The sequence below is a fragment of the Rhodoferax sp. genome (assembly GCF_028689295.1).
Classification (GTDB): Bacteria; Pseudomonadota; Gammaproteobacteria; order Burkholderiales; family Burkholderiaceae_C; genus Rhodoferax.
In genome coordinates, this window is the sequence record NZ_JAQTWL010000015.1 from 1 (window position 1) to 25,308 (window position 25,308).

The window sequence follows — 25,308 nt, forward strand, 5'->3', positions numbered from 1 at the left end:
GTGCCCTGGTTGCGGATGTCTGCAGTGGCAGACAAGCCTTCAATACGGCTCTTGATCAGTTCAGAAATTTCTGCGGGATTGAGTTGCATGACTCTTTCCTTCTTTCATTAGTGGGGCCAACGGTTCAAGGCAGAGCCTCAAGCCGTCAATGCCATTTTCATTTGTTCCAGACGGGCCTTGACAGAGGTGTCAAGAACTTCGTCACCCACGACCACCCTGATGCCTCCGATGAGCTCAGGCTGCAACTCAACCGACACATTGAGCTGGCGTGCAAAACGCTTCTCCAACATTTGCGACACCTCGGCCAGCGCCGCGCCTTCGATGGGGAAGGCGCTATAGATCACGGCATCGCTGGAGCCGCTCTGTGCATTCACCAAGGCACGGAACTGCGCGGCGACTTCAGGCACGAAGGCCAGGCGGTCGTTGGCAATCACGGTGCGGATGAAGTTTTGCGCATGGTCGTCCAGCTTTGACTTCATGACGCCCGCAATGACCTCATACACCTGCGCGTGGGTGGCCTTGGGGCTGTCAGCGAACTGCTGCAACTGGGCCTCTTGTGCCACGCGGGCCAGCTCGTCAAGCCATGCCAACACGGCTTTGGCGTTAGCGGCGCTGGCTTTGAACAGGGCTTCGGCGTAGGGACGGGCAATAGTGGCAAGTTCGGCCATGTCGTCCTCTTACAGCTCGGTCTTCAAACGAGACAGCAAATCAGCATGCACGCCGGCATTGACTTCCTTGCGGAGAATCTGCTCGGCGCCCTTGACGGCCAGGGCAGCGACCTGCTCGCGCAGGGACTCGCGTGCCTTGACGGCTTGCTGCTCGGCTTCCACCTTGGCGGCGGCAACAATCTTGTTGCCTTCGTCAGCGGCTTTGGCCTTGGCTTCTTCAATGATGGTGAGGGCACGCCGTTCGGCGTCGGCCAGGCGGCCAGCCGTTTCGGTGCGCGACCTGGACAGTTCGTCCTCGACCCGCTTGTTGGCGGATGAAAGCTCGACTTTGGCCTTGTCGGCGGCAGCCAGACCGTCTGCAATTTTTTGTGCGCGCTCGTCCAGTGCGTTTGCAATGGGTGGCCAGATGAATTTCATCGTGAAGACCACCAACAGGAAAAACACCACGAGTTGCGCGAAGAATGTTGCGTTAATACTCACAACAACCCCTTTCTAGTGAATGAAAGGCGAAGAGAATTACTTCAAAACGAACGGATTGGCAAACGCAAACATCATCGCGATACCGACACCGATCAGGAAAGCAGCATCAATCAGACCAGCCAGCAAGAACATTTTGGTTTGCAGTTCGTTCATCAACTCGGGTTGACGAGCGGCTGCCTCGAGGTATTTGCTACCCATGATGCCAATACCGATACAGGCACCGACAGCACCCAGACCAATGATCAAACCAGCGGCCAACGCCACAAAACCAAGCACGTTTTCCATTTAAAAGCTCCTATGGATTCAAGTTGAAAAGAAAAAGAAAGAAACCGACTGACAAACCGTTAATGGTGCTCATGCGCCTGACCCACGTACACCAGGGTCAGCATCATGAAAATAAAGGCTTGCAAGGCAACAATCAAAATGTGAAAGATTGCCCAACCAAGCCCTGCCACCAAATGTCCGAACCACAGGGCGATGCCCGTGGCAGAACCAAAACCGACCGCACCCATGAGTGCAATCAACATAAAAACCAGTTCGCCCGCATACATATTGCCAAACAGCCGCATGCCGTGCGACACGGTTTTGGCAGTGAATTCGATCATTTGCATGCTGAAGTTCAGGACACCCAGAATCAGGGCAAACAAGGGGTTCTTGCTGGTGCCAAAAGGGGCGGTGACCAATTCGTGCACCCAACCGCCGGCACCCTTGATCTTGACGTTGTAGTACAGACAAATCAGCAGCACGGATGAAGACATGGCCAGCGTGGTGGACAAGTCCGCGGTGGGCACTACACGCATGTAGGCATGGTGCGTGTCACCACCGGCAGCGCCGTAAATCATTTCCCAGACCAACGGCAGCAGATCCACCGGCAAAAAGTCCATGGAGTTCAGCAAGAACACCCAGACAAATACCGTCAAGGCCAGGGGACCGACAAATTTGCGCGACTCGGCATTGTGGATGATACCTTTGGCTTGGGTGTCCACCATTTCGAGCAGGATTTCTACCGCAGCCTGCATGCGCCCTGGCACGCCGGCCGTCACGCTTTTGGCCACACGCCACATGACAAAAAGACCCAGACAGCCCAGCAGGATGGACCAGACGATGGAGTCAAGGTTGAACACCGACATGTCGATGACACCCGATTGCTCGCCCGTTCGTAAGTGTTGCAAGTGGTGACCAATGTACTCACCAGCGGTGGGACCTTGTTGCGCAGCGTGTTCTTCAGCAGCCATCTTTACTCTTTGATTTTTACTTTTGCCGTCAGGCAATCGTTCAACATGTTTTACCGCACCGGTTTGGCCTTGCGTTTGAACGCCAGCGCCAGCCAGTACACCTTGAGAGTCAGAACCAGGCCCACCAGCATGGCTGGCCAATTCAAGTCTTCCACAAGACGATGGGACGCAAAAAGCACCCCGATCGTCATCACAATCTTGACCAGCTCCCAAACAAAGAAGCTCATCACCGCCATGCCCGGATTGGCCCTGGCAAAACGGCTGGTCAGGCCGCGCGCAAACAAAGCCGCAGGCAAGACAACCGCGAACGCCCCGCACGCCACCGACTTGGCAACACCGTCGCCAAACACCAACCAGGCCACCAGGGTAGTCAAACCACCCACCGCCACCTGACCCAGTACCACCCACCAGAGAGAAACTGCCGGATGGGCCGCTGCCAGCGCCTGCGCTTGCGAGCGGGTCAATGGCACAACATCTGGCAGCTCGCTATCGAACCCGGAGTTCGGCGCCTTTGAAGGTGGTATTGTCACCATTTACATTACGCTTACTTTACAGTTCGTCAGGGCCAGATCAGCCTCACATTATACGTAGAAACCCACCCTCGAAATTCAGCCAAATCCGCATCATGTCCGATCAGCCCCCTGCCAATTCAGTCAGCGTGCCCAGCACGAATGAGCCCTCGCTCATCACCTATCCTTGCGCATTTCCGATCAAGGTGATGGGTGCCAAAGTGGACGGCCTGGTGCACGCCGTCACCCATATTGCCCTGCAGTTCGACCCGCAGTTCGATGCTGGCACGATCGAGTTGCGCGAAAGCAAGGCAGGCAACTATCTGGGTGTCACCATCACCGTCAACGTCACCAGTCGTGTTCAGCTTGACGAGATTTACCGCACGCTGTCCACCCATCCGATGGTCAAGGTGGTGCTGTAGCCATGCCGATGGATGTGCAGTTTCTGGGCCGCGTGCCCTACGAGCCCACCTACGCCGCCATGCAGGCGTTCACCGCCATACGCTCTGACAGCACGCCGGATGTTTTATGGATGTGTGAACACGCGCCGGTGTATACGCAAGGGCTGGCGGGAAAAAAGGAGCACATCCTCAACCCAGGCGACATCCCTGTGGTGGCCACCAACCGTGGTGGCCAGGTGACTTACCATGGCCCCGGCCAGGTAGTGGCCTACCCGCTGATCAATCTGAAACGCGCGGGCTATTTCGTCAAGGAATATGTTTACCGCATTGAAGAATCTGTCATCCGCACCCTGCTGCATTTCGGCATCACCGGCCACCGCGTGGCAGGCGCGCCGGGTATTTACGTTCGGCTCGACGACCCGTCTGGCCATGCGCTGCTGCCGCAGCGGCCGGTAAAAATGGGGTCGGATCCCGTTGAATTGGGGTCGGATCCGGCCGCGCAGCGGAACGGCTCTGACCCCAATTTCTCCGGCCTCGGCAAGATCGCCGCTTTGGGCATCAAGGTCAGTCGCAACTGCAGCTACCACGGCATGGCGCTCAACGTGGCCATGGACCTGGAGCCCTACTCGCGCATCAACCCCTGTGGTTACTCGGGACTGCAAACGGTGGACCTTTCTACAATTGGCGTCTTTGCCAGCTGGCAGGAAGTGGCTGACGTGTTCAGCCAGAAACTTGCCGTTTACCTCGCCCCCTGATGCCGTCGTTGCGAAGGCAGTGAAGCAATCCATGACGACCAAATGCATGGACTGCCGCGCTACGCTCGCAGTGACAGCCTACAAAGCAGCACATGAACACAGTCAAAGAATCCAACACGAACACGGTCCGAGAACCCCAAAGCGCTGAAAGCTACGACGCCACGGCCAAGCAAAAATCGGCGGCCAAGTTGTCGCGCATCCCGGTCAAGGTGGTGCAGGGTGAAGTTTTGCGCAAACCTGAATGGATCCGCGTCAAGGCGGGCTCGCCCACCACCCGCTTTTATGAAATCAAGGACGTCCTGCGCAGCAACAAACTGGTCACCGTGTGCGAAGAAGCCAGTTGCCCCAACATTGGCGAATGTTTTGGCAAGGGCACGGCCACCTTCATGATCATGGGTGACAAATGCACCCGGCGCTGCCCGTTTTGCGACGTCGGCCATGGCCGTCCCGACCCACTCGATGTCAACGAGCCCGTCAACCTGGCCAACACCATCGCCCAGCTCAAACTCAAATACGTGGTGATCACCAGCGTCGACCGCGACGACCTGCGCGACGGCGGCGCCGGGCATTTTGTGGCCTGCATCGAGCACATTCGCGCCAAATCGCCGCAAACGCAAATTGAGGTGCTGGTGCCCGACTTTCGCGGCCGGGACGACCGGGCGCTGGAAATCCTCAAGGCAGCCCCGCCCGACGTGATGAACCACAACCTGGAAACCATTCCGCGCCTGTACCGGGAAGCGCGCCCAGGCTCGGACTACCAGTTCAGCCTGAACCTGTTGAAGAAGTTCAAGGCGCTGTTCCCCGACGTCCCGACCAAAAGCGGCCTGATGGTGGGCCTGGGCGAAACCGACGAGGAAATTCTGGAAGTCATGCGCGACATGCGCGCCCATGGCATCAACATGCTGACCATCGGCCAATACCTGGCGCCATCGACGTCCCACCTGACGGTCAAGCGCTACGTCCATCCGGACGTGTTCAAGATGTTCGAGGTCAAGGCCTACGAGATGGGCTTCAGCCACGCCGCAGTGGGCGCCATGGTGCGCTCGAGCTACCACGCCGACCAGCAGGCCGGCCATGCGATGGGCCACACGTCAGCCTGAGGAAGCCGCGTTCATGCAAACCCATTGGCACGCCTCCAGTCTCTGGCTGGACCTGGCCTCGTTGGTGCAGCGCTGCGACACCGCCACCTACGCGCGTGGTCTGGAGTTGTACCGCAACCAGCGCGTGCTGAGCCTGTCGATCGAGCCGCAGACAGACAACTGGCTGCTGCTGGGCAACGTGCAGGGCAGCGCCCGCCTGCCCTATGCGGTGTCCATCGAAGTCAAGCGCAGCCCCGATGGCCGTGTGCTGGAATGGGACAGCGACTGCACCTGCCCGGTCGGCTACCAGTGCAAGCACGGCGTGGCGCTGATGGTCAAGGCGGCGTACAAGGGCCAGCAAATCCTGGGCGCCAGCGCATCGGCACCCAGCTTCAAACCGCTTACCGAACAGCAACTGGCGGCACAGCGCCAGGCTGACCTGGAGCGGCGCCAGGCTGCGGCCCAGCTCGAGGCCGAGAACCAGGTGATCCGCTGGCTCGGCGAAATCGAACGTGGTGGCGCCAAGGCACCGCTGGCAGCCGAGCGCAGCGGTCAAAACCTGCGCCACGAGCAGTTTCTGTACCTGCTCAATGTGATCGCAGCGCAAGGCCCGCAGCCGCTGCTGACCCTCGAAGCCGTGGTGTCCTACCCCAAGGTCAACGGCGGCTGGGCCAAGGCCAAGCCCATCAAGACCACGCCGGAACACGGCCAGCCGGTGTACGACCTCGCGACCGAGGCCGACCGCGACGTGCTACAACTGATGCGCACCATGCCGAGCGCCGCGAGCGCCTATTTTTACAGCTATGGCGCCAAGTCACGCGTCACGGTGGAGGGAAAATTCGGCGTGCAGGCGCTCGAACTGGCAGCCAGCACCGGGCGTCTTTTCATCGGTGACAAAAACGGGCAACCCACCACACCCGCGCAATGGGGCCCGCCGCTGGACGTGCTCTGGCAATGGCACGAGGTCACGCAATCCCAAACCAATGACAGCGCCTGGGTGCTGCGCGCCAGGCTCGACCATTCGCTGGCCCAACTGTGCCTGAACAATCCGCCGCTCTACCTGGAAAGCCAGCACGGCATCTGCGGCCTGGCCCGTGTCGCGAACATGAGTCTGGGCCAGGTGGCGGTGCTGTTGCGCAGCCCGCCGCTCAAAACGACTGCTCTGAAAAAACACCAGGCCGAGCTGGCCGAGCGACTCGGGCCGGTGCCCTTGCCGCCCGTTCTGGAGCCGTTGCCCACCTTGACCGGCATCGCGCCCGGGGCCTGCCTGCATCTGGCTCCCGTGGCGCCCGCCGACGCGCCGGTGTCGGGCCTGATGCAGGCCACGCTGCGCTTTGACTACGCGGGTCACCGCGGCTGGTGGGTGGGCCAGGGCGCCACGGTGCTGATCGACAACGCGCAGGGCCGCCTGCTGCTGCACCGCGACCCGCAGGCCGAACTCGAAGCCATCACCAGCCTGGTGCAACTCGGCCTGAGTGCCACTGGCAACGGCGTCTTTGGCATCCAGGGCAGCCCAGCGCAGCAGCTCTGGCTGGAGTGGGCCGATACCGATTACGCCGCGCTGCGCGAGGCCGGCTTCGACGTGACGCTGGACGATACGCTTGCCGGCTGGATCCAGCACGGCGAGGCGCTGGATGTGCGCCTGGATGCCCAGAGCGACGACGAGGCCACCTCACCCTGGTTTGACCTGTCCCTGGGCATGGAAATCAACGGCGTGCGCCACAACATCCTGCCCCTGCTGCCCGAGCTTATCAAAGTGGCGGCGCGCAGCCCGCGTGACGCCGCCACCGGCCTGCCCGACATGCCGCACTTCGTGTACCTGCCCGCGCCCAGCGGCGGCTTTATCCGCCTGCCCACCGACAACCTCAAACCATGGCTCGGCGCGCTGCTGGAACTGGTGGGCGAGCGCGCCCATGATTTTGCAGGCGACAGCCTCAAGCTCTCGCGGCTGGACGCCATGCGCACCACCGCCTCATTGGGCGAAGGAGCGGTCTGGCAGGGTGCGCAGCACCTGCGCGAGTTGGTGCAGCGCCTGCAAGGCCGCACCGAATTACCCGAAGTGTTGGCACCCGCAAGCGTCAACGCCTCACTGCGCCCCTACCAGCAGCAAGGCGTGAACTGGTTGCAGTTTTTGCGCGAATATGGTCTGGCAGGCATTCTGGCCGACGACATGGGTCTGGGCAAAACGCTGCAAACCCTGGTGCATATCCAGCTTGAAAAAGACGCCGGCCGTCTGACCCACCCGGCGTTGATCATTGCACCGGTGAGCCTGATGGGCAACTGGCAGCGCGAGACCGAACGCTTCTGCCCCGAGCTGCGCAGCCTGGTGATTCACGGCAAGGATCGCCACGAGGTGGCAGGCAACATGATGGACCACGACATCGTGATTGCGCCCTATTCGCTGTTGCACCGCGACCGCGAGCGCTGGCTCGAAGCGCAGTGGCACCTGGTGGTGCTCGACGAGGCGCAAAACATCAAGAACGCCAACACCCACGCTGCCCAGGTGGCCAGTGAGCTCAAAAGCAGGCACCGCCTGTGCCTGTCGGGCACACCGATGGAGAACAACCTGGGCGAGCTGTGGAGCCTGTTCCACTTCCTGATGCCGGGTTTTCTGGGCAGCCAGAAGCGTTTTGCCGAACTGTTTCGCGGCCCCATCGAAAAACAGGGCGACCCCGAGGCGCTGCAGCAGCTGCGTGCCCGCATCACGCCCTTCATGCTGCGTCGCACCAAGGCGCTGGTGGCCAGCGAGCTGCCACCCAAGGTGGAAACCGTGATGCGCGTCGAGCTATCGGGCAAGCAGGCCGACCTCTACGAGACCATCCGCCTGGGAATGGAAAAAACCGTGCGCGAAGCGCTTGATGCCAAGGGCCTGGCCAAGTCGCAAATCACCATCCTGGATGCGCTCTTGAAACTGCGCCAAGTTTGCTGCGACCCGCATTTGCTCAAACTCGAAGCTGCCAAAAAGGTCAAGACCTCCGCCAAGCTGGAACAGTTGATGACGATGCTGCCCGAGATGCTGGCCGAGGGTCGGCGCATCTTGCTGTTCTCGCAGTTCACCAGCATGCTGAGCCTGATCGAGGCCGAACTCAAGCAACGCAACATCCTCTGGGTCAAGCTCACCGGCCAGAGTCAGCAGCGCGACGCGCTCATCGACCGATTCACCAGCGGCGAGGTGCCGCTGTTTTTGATCAGCCTGAAGGCGGGCGGCACCGGCCTGAACCTGCCGCAAGCCGACACCGTGATCCACTATGACCCGTGGTGGAACCCGGCAGTAGAAGCCCAGGCCACCGGCCGGGCCCACCGCATGGGTCAGAACAACAGCGTGTGGGTGGTCAAGCTGGTGGCGCAAGGCACCATCGAGGAACGCATCCTGGCGCTCCAAGACCGCAAGGCGGCGCTGGCCGAAAGCATGTACAGCGGCTCGGTCGGGCGCAAGCAGCCGCTGTTCAATGAAAGCGATCTGGCAGAGCTGCTCAAGCCGCTCTCGAACTGATCACGAGCACTCGCCCGGCCGGGCAAAGCCGCCCTCCGCCCACGCCACGGCGCTGCTGCGGTTGAGCTTGAAGGACGACGCCACGCGCACCTCAGCCAGCAGCTCGTCGCCCTCGTCCCTGGCGCTCAGCATGGCATAAGGGTTGTCCTCATCGGGCACGATGTCCAGACACACGGCAACGCGGGTCGATCCGGCGGTCACGGTGATGCTCTGGTGCAGCGAGGCATGTAACTGCTGCTCGCTGCGGCGCACAAACTCGCTGGCGGTTTTAACCAGGGTGCTGAAAGCATTACCGTCCAGCGGTTTGGGGTTCTTCTTGTCGCGCCCCATGGTCCAGGGGCCGACCAGTGCCGCCTCAGTTTCGCCGTCCTTGAACATGGCCACGGCCCAGCCGTCGTCGTCTTCGTTTTTGATTACCCGGGCGGTCCAGCCGTCATCGCGCCACAAGCGGGGCTGCTGTATTTTTTCGGTAAATTCAGTCATGCCCGAAACCGCTTGCGCGTGAGCGCCAGCGCCACCCAGAAACCTAAGCCCGCGTAGGTCGTCAGCACCGCCAACGGGCGCAGCCAGTCGGCGGGCCACTGGTCCATGAACAGCGGGCGCACCAGCGCCACCGCATTGGTCAGGGGCAGCCATTGCGAAATCTCGCGCACCACTGGTGGCAACTGCTCCAGCGGGAAAAAGATACCGCTGAGGAACATCATCGGCGTCAGGAACAACGTGAAGTAATAGGTGAAGAAGTCATAGCCCTTGGCCAGCGCATTGAAGATCAGCGCCACGCAACTGAAGGTGATGCCCACGCCCAGCAGCACCGGCCAGGCCACCAGCAGTTTGGGGCTGTAGCTGATGCCCAGCGCCAGCATCACAACCAGGATGGCCGTCACGGTAAAAACCGACTTGAACGCCGCCCACAGCATTTCGGCCATCACGATGTCGTCCAGATTGACCGGCGCGTTCATGATGCCGTCCCAGGTTTTTTGCACGTGCATGCGCGAGAAAGCCGAGTACAGCGCCTCGAAACTGGCGGCGTTCATGGCGCTCATGCAGATCGAGCCGCTGGCCAGAAACAAAATATAGGGCACCTGCACGCCATCGACCGTGACCTTGCCCACCAGCGCGCCCATGCCGTAGCCAAAGGCCACCAGCCACATCAGGGGCTCGGCAATGTTGCCGACCAAACTCGGAATGGCCAGCTTTTTCCAGACCAGCCAGTTGCGTCGAAACACCGGCCACCAGCGCATGGACAGTTGCGGGGCGCGCCAGTGCGATTGATTGATGGCGCCGCTCATGCGTCCTCCCGGATTTGGCGGCCGGTCAACTTGAGGAACAGGTCTTCAAGGTTGGCCGGTCGGTGCAGCGTGCGCAACTGCGGGTGGGCGGCCAGTGCCTGCATCAGCGGCTTGGCGTCCGCCGTGTAGAAGAATACGGTTTCACCACTCACTTCTACCCGCGCCGCCAGGGTTTTCAGGGGCGAATCCACCAATTGCAAAGCGCCGCTGCCAAACACTTCCACCACGTCGGGCTCCAAGTACTGCCGGATCAGATCGCGCGGCGCGCCTTCGGCAATTTTCTTGCCATGGTCCACCACCAGCAGCCGGTGGCACAGGCGCTCGGCTTCGTCCATGAAGTGCGTGGTCAGCAAGATGGATTTGCCCTCGGCCAGCAGCAATTGCAGACGCTCCCACATCAGGTGGCGCGCCTGCGGATCGAGGCCGGTGGTGGGCTCGTCGAGCAGCAGCAGGCGCGGGTTGTTCACCAGCGCACGCGCCAGACTCAGGCGGCGCTTCATGCCACCCGACAACTCGCCCGGTTTGGCATTGGCCTTGCTGGTCAGGGACGCAAATTCCAGCAGCGACGGGATGCGCTCGCGAATCTGCGCGTCCTTCATGCCGAAATAACGGCCGTACACCAGCAGGTTCTCGGCACAATTGAAGTCGGGGTCGAGCGTGTCCAGTTGGCTCACCACGCCCAATTGGGCCTTGATGGCCAGCGCATCGCGCGGCATTTGCAGGCCAAAAGCCGTCACCGTGCCCTCATCGGGCACCGTCAGGCCCAGACACATGCGGATGGTGGTGGTTTTGCCGGCGCCGTTGGGGCCAATCACGCCCAGGCATTCGCCCGGCGCAATGGCAAACGACAGGTCGCTGACCACCGTGGCCCCGCCATAACGCTTGACCAGATGTTGAACAGAGAGGATGGATTCGGGCATGGGCTGAATTGTCGCCGAGGCAGCAACTCCGGTTTGCTGCACGATCACTGATTTTCATCAACACCCGAGTCCGGCAAGCTGTAGATCATGTCTGCAGATGGCAGGTTTACTAAAATCAAGCGTGTTATTTTCTTGTTACCTTATTGAACGCGGCAACGCGCAAAACCTCATGACCACAATCGGCACCCCCCTGTCCCCCAACGCCACCCGCGTCATGCTGCTGGGCAGCGGCGAGTTGGGCAAGGAAGTCATCATTGCGCTGCAGCGCCTGGGCGTGGAAACCATTGCCGTGGACCGTTATGACAACGCGCCCGGCCAGCAGGTGGCACACCACACGCGCACCATCGTCATGAGCGACCCGGCGCTGCTCAAGGAACTGATCGAGGAGGAAAAGCCCGACCTGGTCGTGCCCGAGATCGAGGCCATTGCCACGCCCATGCTCGAAGTGCTGGAGGCCACCGGCGTGGTGCGGGTGATCCCGACCGCCCGCGCCGCGCGCCTGACCATGGACCGCGAAGGCATTCGCCGCCTGGCCGCCGAAACCCTCGGCCTGCCGACCAGCCCCTACCAGTTTTGCGACTCACTGGCCGAACTGCAGGCGGCCATCGACGGCGCGAACGGACAAACGGGGATAGGCTACCCCTGCATCGTGAAGCCAGTGATGAGTTCCAGCGGCAAGGGCCAAAGCAAGCTCAACGGACCGGCCGATGTGCAGGCCGCCTGGGACCACGCCATGGCCGGCGGTCGCGTCAGCCACGGCCGCGTGATCGTGGAAGGCTTCATCGACTTCGATTACGAAATCACCCTGCTGACGGTGCGCGCCAAGGGCTCCAACGGCCAGATCGAAACCCATTTTTGCGAACCCGTGGGCCACGTGCAGGTGAATGGCGACTACGTGGAAAGCTGGCAGCCGCACCCGATGCACCCGGCGGCGCTGGCAAAAGCCCGCCAGATTGCCAAGACCGTCACCGACGACCTCGGCATCGAGCTTGACGGCCAGGCCTCAGGCTTGGGGATTTTTGGCGTCGAGCTGTTCGTCAAGGGCGAGCAGGTCTGGTTCAGCGAAGTGAGCCCGCGCCCACACGATACCGGCCTGGTCACACTGACCACTCAATGGCAAAGCGAGTTCGAGTTGCACGCTCGCGCCATTCTGGGTCTGCCGGTCAACACCGCGCTGCGCAACCCCGGTGCCAGCGCCGTGATTTACGGCGGCGTGGCTGCCAGGGGCGTCGTGTTCGATGGCGTCGATGACGCGCTGCGCGTGCCCGGCACCGACATCCGCCTGTTCGGCAAACCCGAGAGCTTCGTCAAGCGCCGCATGGGCGTGGCGCTGGCGGCGCATGCCGACATCGAGCAGGCACGCGTCAACGCCAAACTGGCGGCGTCAAAGGTCAGGCCGCGAGCGGTTTGAAGTCATTTAATCAGTTGGGGTCAGAGCACGTCGCTGCGCGAGTGGTCTGACCCGCAAGGCTTCGGTTCGTTGGGGTCAGAGCACGTTTGCTTCGCAAAGTGGTCTGACCCGCAAGGTATCAAATTTCGCCATCTGCGTCGAGCTGCCGCGCACCGGGTCCGGTGGCCCGAGGTCGGAAAAACTGACGCTGTAGCCATGACGTTGTGCCACCCCTCCGGCCCAATGCTGAAACTGGGCCCGGGTCCACTCGAAGTGGTGCCCCGGATGACGTTTTCGCCCGGCTGACATGCCGTGCAACACGTTGTATTCCTGGTTGGGCGTGGTCACCAGCAGCAGGCGCGGGTGCATGCCGTCGAACACGGCACGCTCGACCCGGGGCAAGTGGCCGGGCGGGATGTGCTCGATGGTCTCCAGCATCACGGCGGCATCGAAGCCCTTCAAGTCGCGGTCAGGCTCCTCGAAGGAGCCCAGGCGCACGCTCAGCCGCGGGTCGGGTCGCAGCCAGTCAATGCCAAGGGCAAAACGCGCATCGGCCAGCACCCGTTCGTCAATGTCGATACCCAGCAGTTGCACAAACTGCGGATGAGCACGCAATCTCAGCAGCAGCTCACCCGGCCCGCAGCCCAGATCCAGCACACTGGTTGCGCCACTGTCCCGCAGCGTGCGGACCACCGCGTCGAGCCGTCCAACATGCAAGGGGGTGGACACGGCTGACCTGCCTACTGAAACGCCACCTCGGCAAAGCTGCGCAATTTGCGGCTGTGGAGCTGGTCGATGCCCTGTTCGCGCAGCAATTCCAGCGCACGGATGCCGATGCGCAAGTGCTGGTCCACGCGTTCGCGGTAAAAGTGGTTGGCCATGCCGGGCAGCTTGATCTCGCCGTGCAGCGGCTTGTCGCTGACGCACAACAGGGTGCCATAGGGCACGCGAAACCTGAAACCATTGGCGGCAATGGTTGCGCTTTCCATGTCGAGCGCCACCGCGCGGCTCTGGCTGAAGCGTCGCTGCGGGCCATTGTCGGGCAACAGCTCCCAATTGCGGTTGTCGGTGGAGGCCACGGTGCCGGTGCGCATGATGCGTTTGAGCTCCGGCCCCTTGAGCTGCGTGACCTCCGTCACGGCAGACGCCAGCGCCACCTGGATTTCGGCCAGCGCGGGTATGGGCACCCACAGCGGCAGCTCTTCGTCGAGCACATGGTCCTCGCGCACATAGCCGTGCGCCAGCACATAGTCGCCCAGTTGCTGGCTGCTGCGCAGGCCGGCGCAGTGGCCCAGCATGATCCAGGCATGCGGGCGCAGCACGGCAATGTGGTCGGTAATGGTCTTGGCATTGGCCGGGCCGACGCCGATGTTGACCATGCTGATGCCGCTGCCGTCCGGGCGCACCAGATGGTAGGCGGGCATTTGCGGCAGGCGCACTGCATTGTCCGGCTCGACAAAGGCGATGTATTCGCTGGCCGCGTCCTGCATGGCCGCATGTCCCAGCGCAATGAATTCGTCGATGTAAAACTGATAGTTGGTGAACAGCACGAAGTTCTGGAAATGCTCGGGCGCGGTGCCGGTGTAGTGGCGCAGCCGCTGCAGCGAATAATCCACCCGCGGCGCGGTAAACAGCGACAGGGGTTGTGCCTCGCCGGGGCGCGGCTCGTGGGTGCCGTTGGCAATGCCGTCATCCATGGCGGCCAGGTCGGGCAGGTCGAACACGTCGCGCATCAACTGGCGGCGCTGCGGGCTCAGGCTGCCTTCCACATGGTCGCTCTCGGCAAAGGAGAAATGCACCGGAATCGGCTGGTTGCTGGTGCCCACTTCAAGCGCCACACCATGGTTGTCCAGCAGCAGCGTGAACTGCTCCAGGTAGTAGCGGGCAAAAAGGTCGGGCCGGGTCAGGGTGGTCTCGAAGCGGCCCGTACCGGCGACAAAGCCATAGCTCAGGCGCGCGGATTCTCTGGAGGCCTGGCGCCGCACGGTGTCGGTTTGCACCCGCACAAACGGGTAGCAGGCGCGCGCATGGCCGGGCAAGTCTTCACCCGCCACATAGCGCTGCATGGCCTGGCGCAAGTGGCCGATGCTGTTGTCATAGATCAGCCGTGCCTGCGCCAAGGCGGCGGCCGGGTCGTTAAAGCGCATGGGCGCGATGAAAGCGGGTAGGTATGGCATGCACTGATTGTTTCACGCCTGCATGACATTGGCGCGACGCGGCGCCGGGTAAAAACTGCCATACTTCCCGACTTCGAAAAAGACCAAGCCCCGTCATGCTGAAATTCACCTGTTGCGACGAAGTGCGCCAATTTTCCGACCCGGCACAGGCCCGGCTGCTGCGCGGGATTCAGCGCGGCTATGAGCGCGAGTGCCTGCGGGTGGACCGCGGCGGCCAACTCGCCAAAACGTCGCACCCGCCAGCTTTGGGCGCCAAGCTGACGCACCCCTGGATCACCACCGACTACGCCGAGGCGCTGCTGGAGTTCATTACGCCGCCGTCCAGCGAGCCAGGTTTTCCGCTCGAATTCTTGAAAGACATCCACCGTTTCAGCGCCCAGCAGCTTGAAGGCGAGTTCCTCTGGGCGGGCTCAATGCCCTGCAAAATTGGCGTTGACGCCGACATTGCCATTGCCGACTACGGCCCGTCCAACGCGGCGAGCTTCAAAATGGTCTATCGCGAAGGCCTGGGCCTGCGCTACGGCCGCGCCATGCAGACCATTGCCGGGGCGCACTACAACTGGTCGCTGCCGCAAGAATTCTGGCTCAGCCTGCGTGGCTGCTGCGGCGGCGCAGCCAACTTGCAGGACTTCATCGACGACCGCAGCTTTGGGCTGATCCGGAACTTCTTGCGCTACGGCTGGCTGGTGCCCTACCTGTTTGGCGCCTCGCCAGCGCTGTGCCAGTCGTTTTTGCAGGGCCACCCCAGTGACCTGACCGAACTGGTGCCCGGCACCCTGCACGGGGCTTATGCCACCAGCCTGCGCATGAGCGACCTCGGTTACCAGAACCACGCGCAAGACAAGCTCAACATCAACTTCAACTCGCTCGCTGAATACACCGACGGACTGGAGGCGGCCATCCGCACGCCTGATCCGTATTACACCGAATTGGGCGTGCGCGACGGCAACCACTGGAAGCAACTCAGCGACAGCCTGCTGCAGTTGGAGGCTGAGTTTTATGCCCCCATGCGCCCCAAGCGCATCGCCCCGGAAGGCATGCGCCCGGCCAAGGCGCTGCGCACAATGGGCGTGCAGTATCTGGAAATGCGGCTGTTCGACCTGAACCCGTTCATCGACATCGGCATTGCGCCCGAACAAAGCCTGTTTGCCGACGTGCTGCTGCTGATGTGCCTGTTTCGCGCCAGCCCGCCCATCACCAGCCGCGAGCAAAGTGAAAACGACGAAAACAAACACCGCGTGGTCACGCGTGGCCGCCAACCCGGCCTGCAACTGCTGGTGCACAACCACGAGCAGCCGCTGCGCGCGCTGGCGCATGAGCTGTTCGACGACATGGCGCCGTTTGCCGCCATGCTCGACACCGCCTACGGTGGTCAGCGCTACCAGCAGGCACTGCAAGACCTGCGCCTGCGCATCGACCAACCCGAGCGCACACCGTCGGCCCAGGTGATTGAAGCCGTCAGAAAGCACGGCGGCTACTTCAATTTTGCGTTCGAGATGTCAAAAACCCACACCCGGGACCTGCAAGCCACCGCCCTGCCCGCCAACACGCTGACCAAATTCAAAACCAGCGTGCAGCAATCGCTGCTGGCGCAGCAGCAGCTCGATGCCGCACCGCAAGTCCCGTTCGAGGATTTTGTGGCGGCTTACTTTGCGTAAGCCTGCGCTTGTTCCACCACCTTGACCGATTGGCCGACGCGCGGCTCGCCACCGCCGTAATAACCGTTGATGAGCCGCAACTGGGCTTCGGCCTGCGGCAGGGGTGAGCGCTGGGCCAACTGGGCAAAGCCGCCGGCGGGGTAAGCTGTGGTGCGTAGCGTCCAGGGCCTGGCAGCGGCGCGGTCTTGCGCCGCCATGGCGCGAAAGCTGCCCTGGGCCTGCGCCAAACCGGCTCTGGCCTGCTGCAGCGCGGCGGCATTTTTGCCGGCGGGCAACATCACGAACACCGTGCCCCCAGGTCCGGTCACCAGCGTGGCATCAATCGCCTGCTGGCCCTGGTTGGAAGCGCGGCTGCCGACAAAACGGGTCGCTTGCAAGCCGTTGATGCTCAGGCGCTCGCTGCGGCCCTGGCTGGGCTTGAGCAGGTTGCGAATAATGTCCTCATGCGTGGACCCCGCCTTGGGCGGCGCCACCTGGATCATTAACGCGGCGTCCCTGGCGGCATTGATCAGCGCCAACTGGCTGGACTCGTTGTGAATCTGCCAACCCGCAGGGGCTGTGATGGCGATGCCCAGGTCGGTATGGTAAAAATTCTGGCCGCGCGTCAAACCCTGGTCAGCACTCTCGCCATAAGCCATACCGGCAATGGCCTGCAGGTAGCGGCTGCGGCCATCATCAGCGAAATTGCCTTTGAACCGGGTGGCCTGTTGGCTGATTTGCTGCAGGCGCTGGTCGTTGCTCGGGTGGGAGGACAACCAACTGCCCGAAGTCGGGGCGGAGCGGCCCGCGGCACGGGCCTGGTCGGCGGCAAAACGCTCCAGGTTTTTCAGCGAGTTGATCACGTTGACCATATGACGCGGGTCATATGCGGTGCGCGCCAGGTATTCGGCGCCCAGACTGTCGGCCTGCAACTCCTGGTCGCGGCTGTACGAGGCGATGTAGCCTGAGGCCACGGTTTGCGACAGATCGCTGGCCAGCCGCCCGGCGCCGCTCACGCCCTGGCTCTCCAGCACTGCGCCCAGCACGCTCGCCGCCAGCACACCCAGGCCGGCGTCCTGCTGGCGGGTGGCGCGCTGGGCGCCGTGGCGTGCCGTCACATGGCCGATTTCATGGCCGATGACGCCGGCCAGCTCGGCCTCATCCTGCAGATGGGCCATGATGCCGCGCGTCACATAGACATAACCGCCGGGTAACGCAAAGGCGTTGACCTCGGGGCTGTCGAGCACGGTGAAATGCCACGTCAACTGGTCACGGTGCGACTGTTTGGCCAGGCGCTGGCCCAGGCTGTTCACATAGGCTTGCAGCCGCGCGTCACTGACCACGCCGTATTCCTGCAGCACCTGCTGGTGCGACTTGGCGCCCTCGGTCAATTCCATCTGCTCGCTCATCACCGAGCGCTCGGCCTGGCCGGTCACCGGGTTCACGATGTCGCTGCCACAGGCTGTGAGCAGCGTGGCCAGCAGCAGCGGCCAGCCGATGCGGCGGGTCAGTGTTTGCACCATGGGGGTTCTCCTTTCAGATCGACAACAACGCCTATTGTGCCCAGCTCATTTTGCCCACATGGGCATTCACGATAATCCTGCCATGACAAACACCACCACCCGGTCCTTCGACACCCTGGGGCTCAATCCCGCCACGCTGGATAACCTGCGGCAGCTGGGCTACCTGACCATGACCCCCATTCAGGCCGCCAGCCTGCCCACCGCGCTGGCCGGCAAAGACCTGATCGCGCAGGCCCAGACCGGCAGCGGCAAAACGGCCGCCTTTGGCCTGGCGTTGCTGGAGCGCCTCAACCCGCGCCGCTTTGCCGTGCAGGCGCTGGTGCTGTGCCCGACGCGCGAGTTGGCCGACCAGGTGGCGGTGGAAGTGCGCCGGCTGGCGCGCGCGCTCGACAACATCAAGGTCGTCACCCTGTGCGGTGGCGTGGCGCTGCGCGGCCAGCGCGCGTCGCTTGAAAACGGCGCGCACATTGTGGTGGGCACGCCAGGTCGCGTGATGGACCACCTGGCGCGCGGCTATCTGGCGCTGGACGCGCTCACCACGCTGGTGCTCGACGAGGCCGACCGCATGCTCGACATGGGTTTTTTGGATGACATCGTGACCGTCACCAAACAGTGCCCTCCCGAGCGCCAGACGCTGCTGTTTTCGGCCACCTACCCAGAGGGCATCGAGAAACTGGCGAAACAGTTCATGCGCTCGCCCGAGCAGGTCACCGTGGCAGACGGCACCGCAAAAAGCCTGATCGAACAGCGCTTTTACGAGGTCACCCGGCCCACCCGCTTCGAAGTGGTAGCCAGACTGTTAAACCACTTTCGCCCGGTCAGCACGCTGGCGTTCTGCAACACCAAACAGCAATGCAAGGACCTCGTCACCTATCTGCAGCAGCAGGGTTTCAGCGCGCTAGCCTTGTACGGCGAACTGGAGCAACGCGAGCGCGACCAGGTACTGGCGCAGTTTGCCAACCGCAGCACTTCCGTGCTGGTGGCCACCGACGTCGCCTCGCGCGGCATCGACATCAAGGAACTCAGTGCCGTGATCAACGTTGACATCACGCCCGACCCCGAGGTGCATGTGCACCGCATCGGCCGCACCGGGCGCGCCGGCGAGTCTGGCCTGGCGCTGAGCCTGGCCGCCATGTACGAAATGGGGGCGGTGGGCAAGATCGAGCAGTATCAGAAGCTGCCGTCCACCTGGTACAAGGTCGATGAACTCACACCCACCGGCAAAGGCCCGCTGCTGCCGCCGATGGTCACGTTGCAGATTCTGGGCGGACGCAAGGAGAAAATCCGCCCCGGCGACGTGCTGGGCGCCTTGACGGCCGACGCCGGCTTCAGTCGTGAACAAATCGGCAAAATCGTGGTGACAGAGTTCACCACCTTCGTGGCGGTTCAGCGTGACATCGCCCGCCTGGCCATGGACAAGCTCAATGCCGGCAAGGTCAAGGGCAAAAGTGTCAGGGTGCGGTTGCTGGGAACTTAAACAGCGCGAGCCTGCAGCACCCGGTAAACCGCCATGACCTTTAGCACATAGGCCTGGGTCTCTTTGTAATTGGGAATGCGGTTGCCGGCGCGCGCTACCGCGCCTTCACCCGCGTTGTAGGCGGCCAGTGCCAGCTCGGTTTGGCCGCCAAACAGGCGCAGCAAGTCGGCCAGGTGGCGGGTTCCGGTGTGAATGTTCAAATCCGGGTCTTTGAGTTTGCTGACCACAGTGGCACCAGGTTCAGCCAGCACGCCATAACGCCTGGCGGTGGCGGGCATCAGTTGCATCAGACCCACTGCGCCCTTGTTTGACACGGCACCCGGGTTAAACGCAGACTCGGTTGCCACCACGGCCTTGATCAGATCCAGGTCAACCCCATAAGCTTGTGAAGCCGAACTGATGCTGCCCTGTGCCGCCTTGTACGCGGGCAACCCATCGATGACGGCGACTGTGGTATGCGCTGATGTGTGCGGCATTGATGCCGCATTGGCGCGTGCCGTTCCAGACGATTCATGATTCGATTGAATCACCAACTCTGCCTTCCTGGGTGGCATCTCATTGGTAAATTGAGTCACACCGTTTGCATCGACGTATTTCCAGACATCAGCCGAAGCTGCGCAGTGAAGGCCGGCAAACAGCAGGGCAAACAGACTGACCCCGGCGGTGTGTCGCAATAAATATGAAAAAACCACTACAAAAGCCCTTTTCAATCGACCCTCTACAATTAAAAATGAGTCAAATTAACCCATCACATCATTTGGCATGACGCCCAAATCTACCCACGCGCTGTACGCGGTCGCCCTGGCAGCCGGTATTTTAATGTTGTATGCCTTCGGTTTGAACAACCAACTGGTATTTGACGATGGCCGTCTGACCGACGGCACCATTTTTGCGCAATACGGCAGCCTGCTGCACCTCAAAACCCGGCTGGTGTCATACGGCAGTTTTGTCTGGGTCCAAAATATTTTAGGTGAAAACTGGCCAGGGCAACGCCTTTTCAACACAGGCTTGCACATTGCCACGGCGCTGGCACTGTATGCGCTGGTGCTCGCGTTGCTTGAGCGCGCCAGCTGGGGTGACGGGCAAAAAAGTCAGCCAAATTTTGCATCATCGTTGCCTGGTGCAGCGCGCGCGGGGGTGGCGTTATGGGCTTTTAACCCCGTTGCCGTTTACGCAGTGGCTTACCTGATTCAGCGCTCCATTTTGATGGCGACCTTGTTTGTAGTTCTGGCCTGCCTGGGGTTCGTGCGCGGGCTTGTCAGTGGACGACCCGGCTGGTTTGTGGCTGCTTTCGTGTGCTACCTGCTCGGGGTGGCAGCCAAAGAGCATGCCGTGACAGCCATCCTGCTGACCGTGCCACTTTTTGTCTTCATCAAACGTCCTTCCATCCTGCGGGTTATGGCTGCGATCAGCCTGGCTGCTACTCTGCTTGTGGCCGTGGGCGCGGTGCTCTACAGCCAGTACGGTGCCGTCGTCGGTGCCGTGTTCGATGAAACCAGCCGCGCCTTTGCCCTGCAACTTGAACAACAGCAGCCCGGCATCCGCCAGCATCTTTATCTGTTGAGCATCGTCCACCAGGCAGGGCTGTTTTTCAAGTATGGCCTGATGTGGCTGGTGCCTTATGTGGGCTGGATGTCGATCGACATCCGCCCGGCGTTTCCGCTGACCCTGATCAGCGCAAGCCTGATTGGCGGCGTGGCCTGGCTCTGCTTGCTGCTGGGTTCTGCCTGGCTTGTATTGCGGCGCGGCGATGTGTGGGGATTGGTGGGGCTTGGCCTGCTGATGCCCTGCCTTTTGTTTGTCACCGAATTTGCGACGGTCTGGTTGCAAGACCCGTTCGTGCTTTACCGCAGTTACCTTTGGTCTATGGCGCTGCCCTTGCTGCTGGCGTTGCCACTGGTGGGCATTTCAAATCGCAAAGTTGATGCTTTGGTGCTGATCCTGGTGGGCGTGTTGGCTGCATTCAGTTTTGAGCGCATACACAGTTTGCGCAGCCCCGCCGTGGCCTGGCTTGACGCCGCTGACAAGATCGACTTGCAGGCTCCGGCCAGTGCCGTGGGCCGTTGGCGACCCTTTCTTAATTTGGGCGCTGAGAAACTGGAGGCCAGCCTGTTCCAGGATGCGTTGCACCTGTTTACCCAGGCCGAAACGCTGGGTGAGCCACTGGGGTCTGCGCGCTTTAACATGGGCGTGAGTTTGCAACAACTCAACCAGCACCCACTGGCGCTCGACAACTTTGCCAAGGCCGAGGCCAAAGGTTTTACTGAGGCCGCGCTTTATTTCCAACGCGGCGAATCGCAATATGCGCTGGGGCAATTTGCACCGGCCTACGCCAGTTTTACACAGGCTTTGGCGCGCCCGCAGACCGAAGAAGCCACCGAATTCACACGCATGCGCCAAGCCGAGTCAGCGCAAGCCAGCACGAACTACGATGCAGCCATTTCTGCCTACCGCATCCTTATTCAAATAAACCCGGGCAAGCAGCGTTACAAAGTTGGCCTGAGCATGGCCTACCTGAGAAAAAATGACTTTGGTGCTGCACTTGATATCCTGAACCCTGAACTTGCCGAGCGGCCCACGGGCCCCGCATATTACGCACGTGCCCTGACCCACTACGCCATGGGCAAGCACCTGGCCAGCGCGCAAGACCTGGCCATGGCACTGCAGACTGATGACAATAATCCGGCCTATCTTCAACTTCAGCAACTGCTGGCCCAGCCATCCGCCGCAACCCAACCCGCGACAAAACCCTGATGGTCAATTTGCAAGTCACCACCAGTCTGCTTGGCTTGGGCCTGGCCGTCGTCATCATTTATTTGCTGCGCCGCGACCACATCTACATTCTGCATGGTCTGTTCTGGATTGTGATTGCCGCACTGGGCGCGCTGTTGGGGCTGTGGCCGGGGCTGATTGACCGCATTGCCGGCTGGGTAGGCATCAGCTATCCGCCGGCGGCGCTGTTGCTGGGGGCCGTGCTGGTGCTACTGGTCAAATCTCTTTACTCGGACATCACGCAAACCCGGCTTGAGCGCCAGTTGCGCCGGCTCAATCAACGCATTGCCTTGCTCGACGTGCAGGCGCCCGATGACCCGCCGCGCGGGCATTGAGTGCAATGTCGGCTCAAGCCCACAGAAATTTACTCCTGGTTACACATTGCAACCCGGACAATCCCGTACCCGAGCAATGCCAGTCATGTGTATGCTATATTTTTGACCGGTCAAGACTCTGCCTGCGCGTCACGCCAATTGCATGCGGGCTCTCCCGCCTGTGACGCCGTTATCTCAAATTTTCAACCGGACTCGTTATGCAAGCTGTCGCTGTCGTGTGGATTGCCCGTCTGGTGTTGTTTTTTGCCGCCCTGATGGCTGCCATGCAACCGGCACATGCGGGGCCGGCCAACCCTGTGCCGCAGCAGATCATGCAGCCTGACGGCACGACGTTTCAGGCCATCATGCAGGGCGACGAGTTTCAGGGCTGGATGGAAACCGACGACGGTTACACGGTCGTCAGGAACCCGGCCACCGGGTTTTTCGAATACGCCCAACAAAATCCTGCTGGCGAATTGATTCCTTCGGGCAACATCGTCGCGTCCAGCGTCCAGAGACAAATGAAAGCCCAGGGCCTGATGCCACCGCAAGGGCTTCGCCCGCCAGCCAATACCGGCCTGCAAGAGTACCAGGCAGAATTTCTGAACAACGTCCGCGCTTCAAAAACGCCAGGCATCCAACAGTCTGACCCGCAATATACCCCGGCGCTGACCGGCACCTGGGCGCCGACACTGGTCACCGGGACCAAAAAAATACTGGTGATTCTGGTTAATTTTAAGGGCGTCAGCCTGAGTTCCGGCGCCGCCAGCTACTGGAACAATGTCGTGCATAACCCGGTGGACCCCTCCGTGGCCACTTACTACGAAGACAATTCTTTTGACGCCCTCGCGATATCGCCGGTGCCTCACACCCAGGTCGCCAGCCCCGCCGGGGTCGTCACCGTCACGCTGGCGCAGAACCATCCCAATTGCGGCATCAATTGCAGTTATGCCACCGAGTCAGGCTGGATCAACAACGCGCTGGCCGCCGCCGCACCCTATGTTGACTTTGCAGCGCTCGACACCAATCTCAACGGCACAATTTCCGTTGACGAAACGCTCATCTATTTCGTCCTGGCGGGTTACGAAACCTCTGCTGGCTCAGGACTGTCGCCATCCATTTGGGCGCACGCCTGGGGCGGCAGCGGTGTCAGTGCCGGCGGCAAATGGGTTGACCACTGGGCCTTGAACGGAGAGATGTACGACGCCACCACCCGAATGACGATGGGCGTGATTGCGCACGAGATGGGCCACGCCATGGGCGGCCTGCCTGATCTGTACGACATCTCAGGCACGAATCAGGGTTTGGGGGTTTTCAGCCTCATGGCTAGCGGCTCCTGGGGCTATACAGCGGGCGATGTAGCCGCCGGCGCAACGCCGGTCGGCCTCGACGCCTGGAGCCGGCAATACCTCGGCTGGTCCAATCCGCAGTATCCCGCCAGTGGCAGCGGTTTTACATTCGTCAGCGGGCTGGCCAGCCCCAACGCTTCAGTCATGCTGATGAACAATGTCCTGAGTAGCAGTGAATACTGGCTCATCGAGAACCGTCCACCAGTGAGCTGGGACGCCGGGATGTACTACATGCCCGAGATGCGCGGCTGGACCGGCGGGTTGCTGATCCAGCATATCGACCTGAACATCGGCACCAAATGGGCCAACAGCTTTAACCGCTACACCTACAACCCGCATCAGGGGAATATGGCCGAAGAGCCATCGACTGCGCTTTGCTCCCTGAAAGCGACCAGCGGTTCATCACGAGGTTGCAAGACCATTCTTTATTATTCCGGCAACAGCGCGGTGTTCAATGGCACCTCCACGCCCAACTCCAACTACTACAGCGGCGCTGCCAGCAACCTTGGCATCAGCGCCATTTCAGCGCCCGGGAGCACCATGACCGGGACGCTGCAAACGGCATCCAGCACCCCCAGCTACACGTTATCGATGGCCAAAACAGGCACCGGCGCGGGCACCATCATCAGCAGCCCGGCCGGCATCGATTGCGGCGCCACCTGCAGCGCATATTACACCGATGCCCCCACGGTTACCCTCACGGCCACGCCATCCGCCTACAGCACCTTCACAGGCTGGAGTGGCAGTGGCTGCTCGGGCACCGGTACTTGCGTGGTCAGCATGAGCGCGGCGCGCAGCGTTACAGCCACTTTTAGCATTCTTGAAATCCTGACCGTCAGCAAAACAGGCACTGGCGCGGGCACCATCACCAGCAGCCCGGCCGGTATCAGTTGCGGCGCCACCTGTAGCGCAGGCTATAGCGATGGCGCCTCGATCACGCTCACGGCCACGCCAGACGCCTACAGCACCTTTACCGGATGGAGTGGCAGTGGCTGCTCGGGCACCGGCACTTGCGTGGTCGGCATGAGCGCGGACCAGAGCGTAGCGGCCAGCTTCGATCTCAACCCGGTGGATTCAAGCCTCTCCAACATCTCCACCCGTGGCCGCGTGCAAACCGGTGACAGCGTGATGATCGGCGGCTTCATCATCGATGGGGCAACGGCCAAAACAGTCTTGATCCGCGCCCGCGGCCCGTCGCTGTCGGCCTATGGCGTGCCCGGGGTGCTGGCCAATCCGAAAGTTGACCTGTATTCGGGCCCGACCGTGATCGCCAGCAATGACAACTGGGGCAGCGCGACCAATGCGGCTGACATCACGGCCACCGGGCTGGCACCGACCAATTCACTCGAGTCGGCCATCCTGACCACCCTGAGCCCGGGCGCCTACACGGCTATTGTCAGCGGTGTCGGCAACACCTCGGGCGTTGGCATTGTGGAAGTGCTGGAGATGGACAACCCGGCGGCGCCGCTGATCAACATCTCCACCCGGGGCCAGGTGCAAACCGGCGACAACGTGATGATTGGCGGCTTCATCATTGATGGCACCGGCCCCAGGACGGTGCTTATCCGGGCGCGTGGGCCATCCCTGTCGGCCTATAACGTGCCGGGTGTGCTGGCCGACCCGATGATGGGGGTGTATTCGGGCCCGACGGTGATTGCCAGCAATGACGACTGGGGCACTGCGACCAATGCGGCTGACATCACCGCCACCGGCCTGGCGCCCACCAATGCAATGGAATCGGCCATCCTGACCACGCTGGACCCAGGGGCCTACACGGTGATTGTGCGCGGCTTCAACAACACCACCGGGGTCGGCATTGTGGAAGTGCTGGCGCAGTAGG

General features: G+C 61.7%; 22 protein-coding genes and 1 pseudogene. 10 read left to right on the forward strand and 13 right to left on the reverse strand.

Annotation, left to right across the window (positions count from 1 at the left end; genetic code table 11):
* Positions 1-137: 137 nt before the first annotated feature.
* Genes PHF15_RS12560 through PHF15_RS12580 form a run of 5 tightly spaced genes read right to left on the reverse strand, consistent with a single transcriptional unit; the run spans position 138 to position 2,853 of the window.
* Complete coding sequence (locus PHF15_RS12560) at positions 138-668, reverse strand: F0F1 ATP synthase subunit delta (RefSeq protein ID WP_300121548.1); 531 nt, start codon at positions 666-668, stop codon at positions 138-140.
* Between the two features lie 9 nt (positions 669-677).
* Positions 678-1,148, reverse strand: coding sequence for a F0F1 ATP synthase subunit B (locus tag PHF15_RS12565; protein WP_300121549.1), 471 nt, complete (start codon positions 1,146-1,148; stop codon positions 678-680).
* A 36-nt stretch (positions 1,149-1,184) separates the two neighbouring features.
* Complete coding sequence (atpE, locus tag PHF15_RS12570; RefSeq protein ID WP_180128455.1) at positions 1,185-1,433, reverse strand: F0F1 ATP synthase subunit C; 249 nt, start codon at positions 1,431-1,433, stop codon at positions 1,185-1,187.
* A 59-nt stretch (positions 1,434-1,492) separates the two neighbouring features.
* Positions 1,493-2,383 carry a F0F1 ATP synthase subunit A gene (gene atpB, locus PHF15_RS12575; protein ID WP_300121550.1) on the reverse strand — a complete coding sequence of 297 codons (891 nt, stop codon included), beginning with the start codon at positions 2,381-2,383 and terminating at the stop codon, positions 1,493-1,495.
* Positions 2,384-2,433: 50 nt separating this feature from the next.
* A complete protein-coding gene (locus PHF15_RS12580; protein WP_300121551.1) occupies positions 2,434-2,853 on the reverse strand; it encodes an ATP synthase subunit I in 420 nt (139 codons plus the stop codon).
* Between the two features lie 155 nt (positions 2,854-3,008).
* Between PHF15_RS12580 and PHF15_RS12585 the strand changes: the two genes are divergently transcribed.
* From PHF15_RS12585 to PHF15_RS12600, 4 genes are all read left to right on the forward strand, one after another.
* A complete protein-coding gene (locus PHF15_RS12585; protein WP_300121552.1) occupies positions 3,009-3,314 on the forward strand; it encodes a DUF493 family protein in 306 nt (101 codons plus the stop codon).
* 2 nt (positions 3,315-3,316) lie between these two features.
* The gene (gene lipB / locus PHF15_RS12590) at positions 3,317-4,048 is read left to right on the forward strand and encodes a lipoyl(octanoyl) transferase LipB (RefSeq protein ID WP_300121554.1); all 732 of its coding nucleotides are present in this window, start codon (positions 3,317-3,319) and stop codon (positions 4,046-4,048) included.
* Positions 4,049-4,140: 92 nt separating this feature from the next.
* Positions 4,141-5,148 carry a lipoyl synthase gene (lipA, locus tag PHF15_RS12595; protein WP_300121555.1) on the forward strand — a complete coding sequence of 336 codons (1,008 nt, stop codon included), beginning with the start codon at positions 4,141-4,143 and terminating at the stop codon, positions 5,146-5,148.
* Positions 5,123-8,620, forward strand: a complete 3,498-nt coding sequence (locus tag PHF15_RS12600; RefSeq protein ID WP_300121556.1) for a DEAD/DEAH box helicase — start codon at positions 5,123-5,125, stop codon at positions 8,618-8,620. The genes lipA and PHF15_RS12600 overlap by 26 nt, the downstream gene beginning before the upstream one ends.
* On the opposite strand, the gene PHF15_RS12605 is transcribed toward PHF15_RS12600, so the two are convergent.
* Genes PHF15_RS12605 through PHF15_RS12615 form a run of 3 tightly spaced genes read right to left on the reverse strand, consistent with a single transcriptional unit; the run spans position 8,621 to position 10,829 of the window.
* Positions 8,621-9,103, reverse strand: coding sequence for a hypothetical protein (locus PHF15_RS12605; RefSeq protein WP_300121557.1), 483 nt, complete (start codon positions 9,101-9,103; stop codon positions 8,621-8,623).
* Positions 9,100-9,909 carry an ABC transporter permease gene (locus PHF15_RS12610; RefSeq protein WP_300121558.1) on the reverse strand — a complete coding sequence of 270 codons (810 nt, stop codon included), beginning with the start codon at positions 9,907-9,909 and terminating at the stop codon, positions 9,100-9,102. Before PHF15_RS12610 ends, PHF15_RS12605 begins: the two co-directional genes overlap by 4 nt.
* Complete coding sequence (locus tag PHF15_RS12615; RefSeq protein WP_300121559.1) at positions 9,906-10,829, reverse strand: ATP-binding cassette domain-containing protein; 924 nt, start codon at positions 10,827-10,829, stop codon at positions 9,906-9,908. Before PHF15_RS12615 ends, PHF15_RS12610 begins: the two co-directional genes overlap by 4 nt.
* A 169-nt stretch (positions 10,830-10,998) precedes the next feature.
* Here PHF15_RS12615 and purT point away from each other — a divergent pair, with 169 nt between their 5' ends.
* A complete protein-coding gene (gene purT, locus PHF15_RS12620; protein ID WP_300121560.1) occupies positions 10,999-12,240 on the forward strand; it encodes a formate-dependent phosphoribosylglycinamide formyltransferase in 1,242 nt (413 codons plus the stop codon).
* A 75-nt stretch (positions 12,241-12,315) separates the two neighbouring features.
* Here the strand turns inward: purT and PHF15_RS12625 are convergent, their stop codons facing one another.
* Both PHF15_RS12625 and PHF15_RS12630 read right to left on the reverse strand, forming a co-directional pair.
* Entirely contained in the window at positions 12,316-12,948 is a 633-nt protein-coding gene (locus tag PHF15_RS12625; RefSeq protein ID WP_300121561.1) for a methyltransferase domain-containing protein, read from the reverse strand.
* Positions 12,949-12,959: 11 nt separating this feature from the next.
* Positions 12,960-14,396 carry an AMP nucleosidase gene (locus tag PHF15_RS12630; RefSeq protein WP_300121562.1) on the reverse strand — a complete coding sequence of 479 codons (1,437 nt, stop codon included), beginning with the start codon at positions 14,394-14,396 and terminating at the stop codon, positions 12,960-12,962.
* A gap of 95 nt (positions 14,397-14,491) precedes the next feature.
* Between PHF15_RS12630 and gshA the strand changes: the two genes are divergently transcribed.
* Positions 14,492-16,054, forward strand: a complete 1,563-nt coding sequence (gshA, locus tag PHF15_RS12635; RefSeq protein ID WP_300121563.1) for a glutamate--cysteine ligase — start codon at positions 14,492-14,494, stop codon at positions 16,052-16,054.
* Here the strand turns inward: gshA and PHF15_RS12640 are convergent.
* Positions 16,042-17,556 carry a M48 family metalloprotease gene (locus PHF15_RS12640; protein ID WP_300121564.1) on the reverse strand — a complete coding sequence of 505 codons (1,515 nt, stop codon included), beginning with the start codon at positions 17,554-17,556 and terminating at the stop codon, positions 16,042-16,044. The two genes, gshA and PHF15_RS12640, sit on opposite strands and share 13 nt — an antisense overlap.
* Positions 17,557-17,638: 82 nt before the next feature.
* Between PHF15_RS12640 and dbpA the strand changes: the two genes are divergently transcribed.
* Entirely contained in the window at positions 17,639-19,033 is a 1,395-nt protein-coding gene (gene dbpA / locus PHF15_RS12645) for an ATP-dependent RNA helicase DbpA (protein WP_300121565.1), read from the forward strand.
* On the opposite strand, the gene PHF15_RS12650 is transcribed toward dbpA, so the two are convergent.
* Both PHF15_RS12650 and PHF15_RS17015 read right to left on the reverse strand, forming a co-directional pair.
* Complete coding sequence (locus PHF15_RS12650; protein WP_300121566.1) at positions 19,030-19,509, reverse strand: lytic transglycosylase domain-containing protein; 480 nt, start codon at positions 19,507-19,509, stop codon at positions 19,030-19,032. The genes dbpA and PHF15_RS12650 overlap by 4 nt on opposite strands.
* 15 nt (positions 19,510-19,524) lie before the next feature.
* Positions 19,525-19,725: pseudogene (locus tag PHF15_RS17015) on the reverse strand (DUF4124 domain-containing protein); the annotation flags it as partial.
* 70 nt (positions 19,726-19,795) lie between these two features.
* Between PHF15_RS17015 and PHF15_RS12655 the strand changes: the two are divergent.
* The 3 genes from PHF15_RS12655 (at position 19,796) to PHF15_RS12665 (ending at position 25,307) form a co-directional block, all read left to right on the forward strand.
* The gene (locus PHF15_RS12655; RefSeq protein WP_300121567.1) at positions 19,796-21,787 is read left to right on the forward strand and encodes a tetratricopeptide repeat protein; all 1,992 of its coding nucleotides are present in this window, start codon (positions 19,796-19,798) and stop codon (positions 21,785-21,787) included.
* Positions 21,787-22,140, forward strand: coding sequence for a DUF2304 domain-containing protein (locus PHF15_RS12660; RefSeq protein WP_300121568.1), 354 nt, complete (start codon positions 21,787-21,789; stop codon positions 22,138-22,140). The genes PHF15_RS12655 and PHF15_RS12660 overlap by 1 nt, the downstream gene beginning before the upstream one ends.
* A 197-nt stretch (positions 22,141-22,337) precedes the next feature.
* Positions 22,338-25,307 carry a M6 family metalloprotease domain-containing protein gene (locus tag PHF15_RS12665; protein ID WP_300121570.1) on the forward strand — a complete coding sequence of 990 codons (2,970 nt, stop codon included), beginning with the start codon at positions 22,338-22,340 and terminating at the stop codon, positions 25,305-25,307.
* Position 25,308 lies beyond the last annotated feature (1 nt).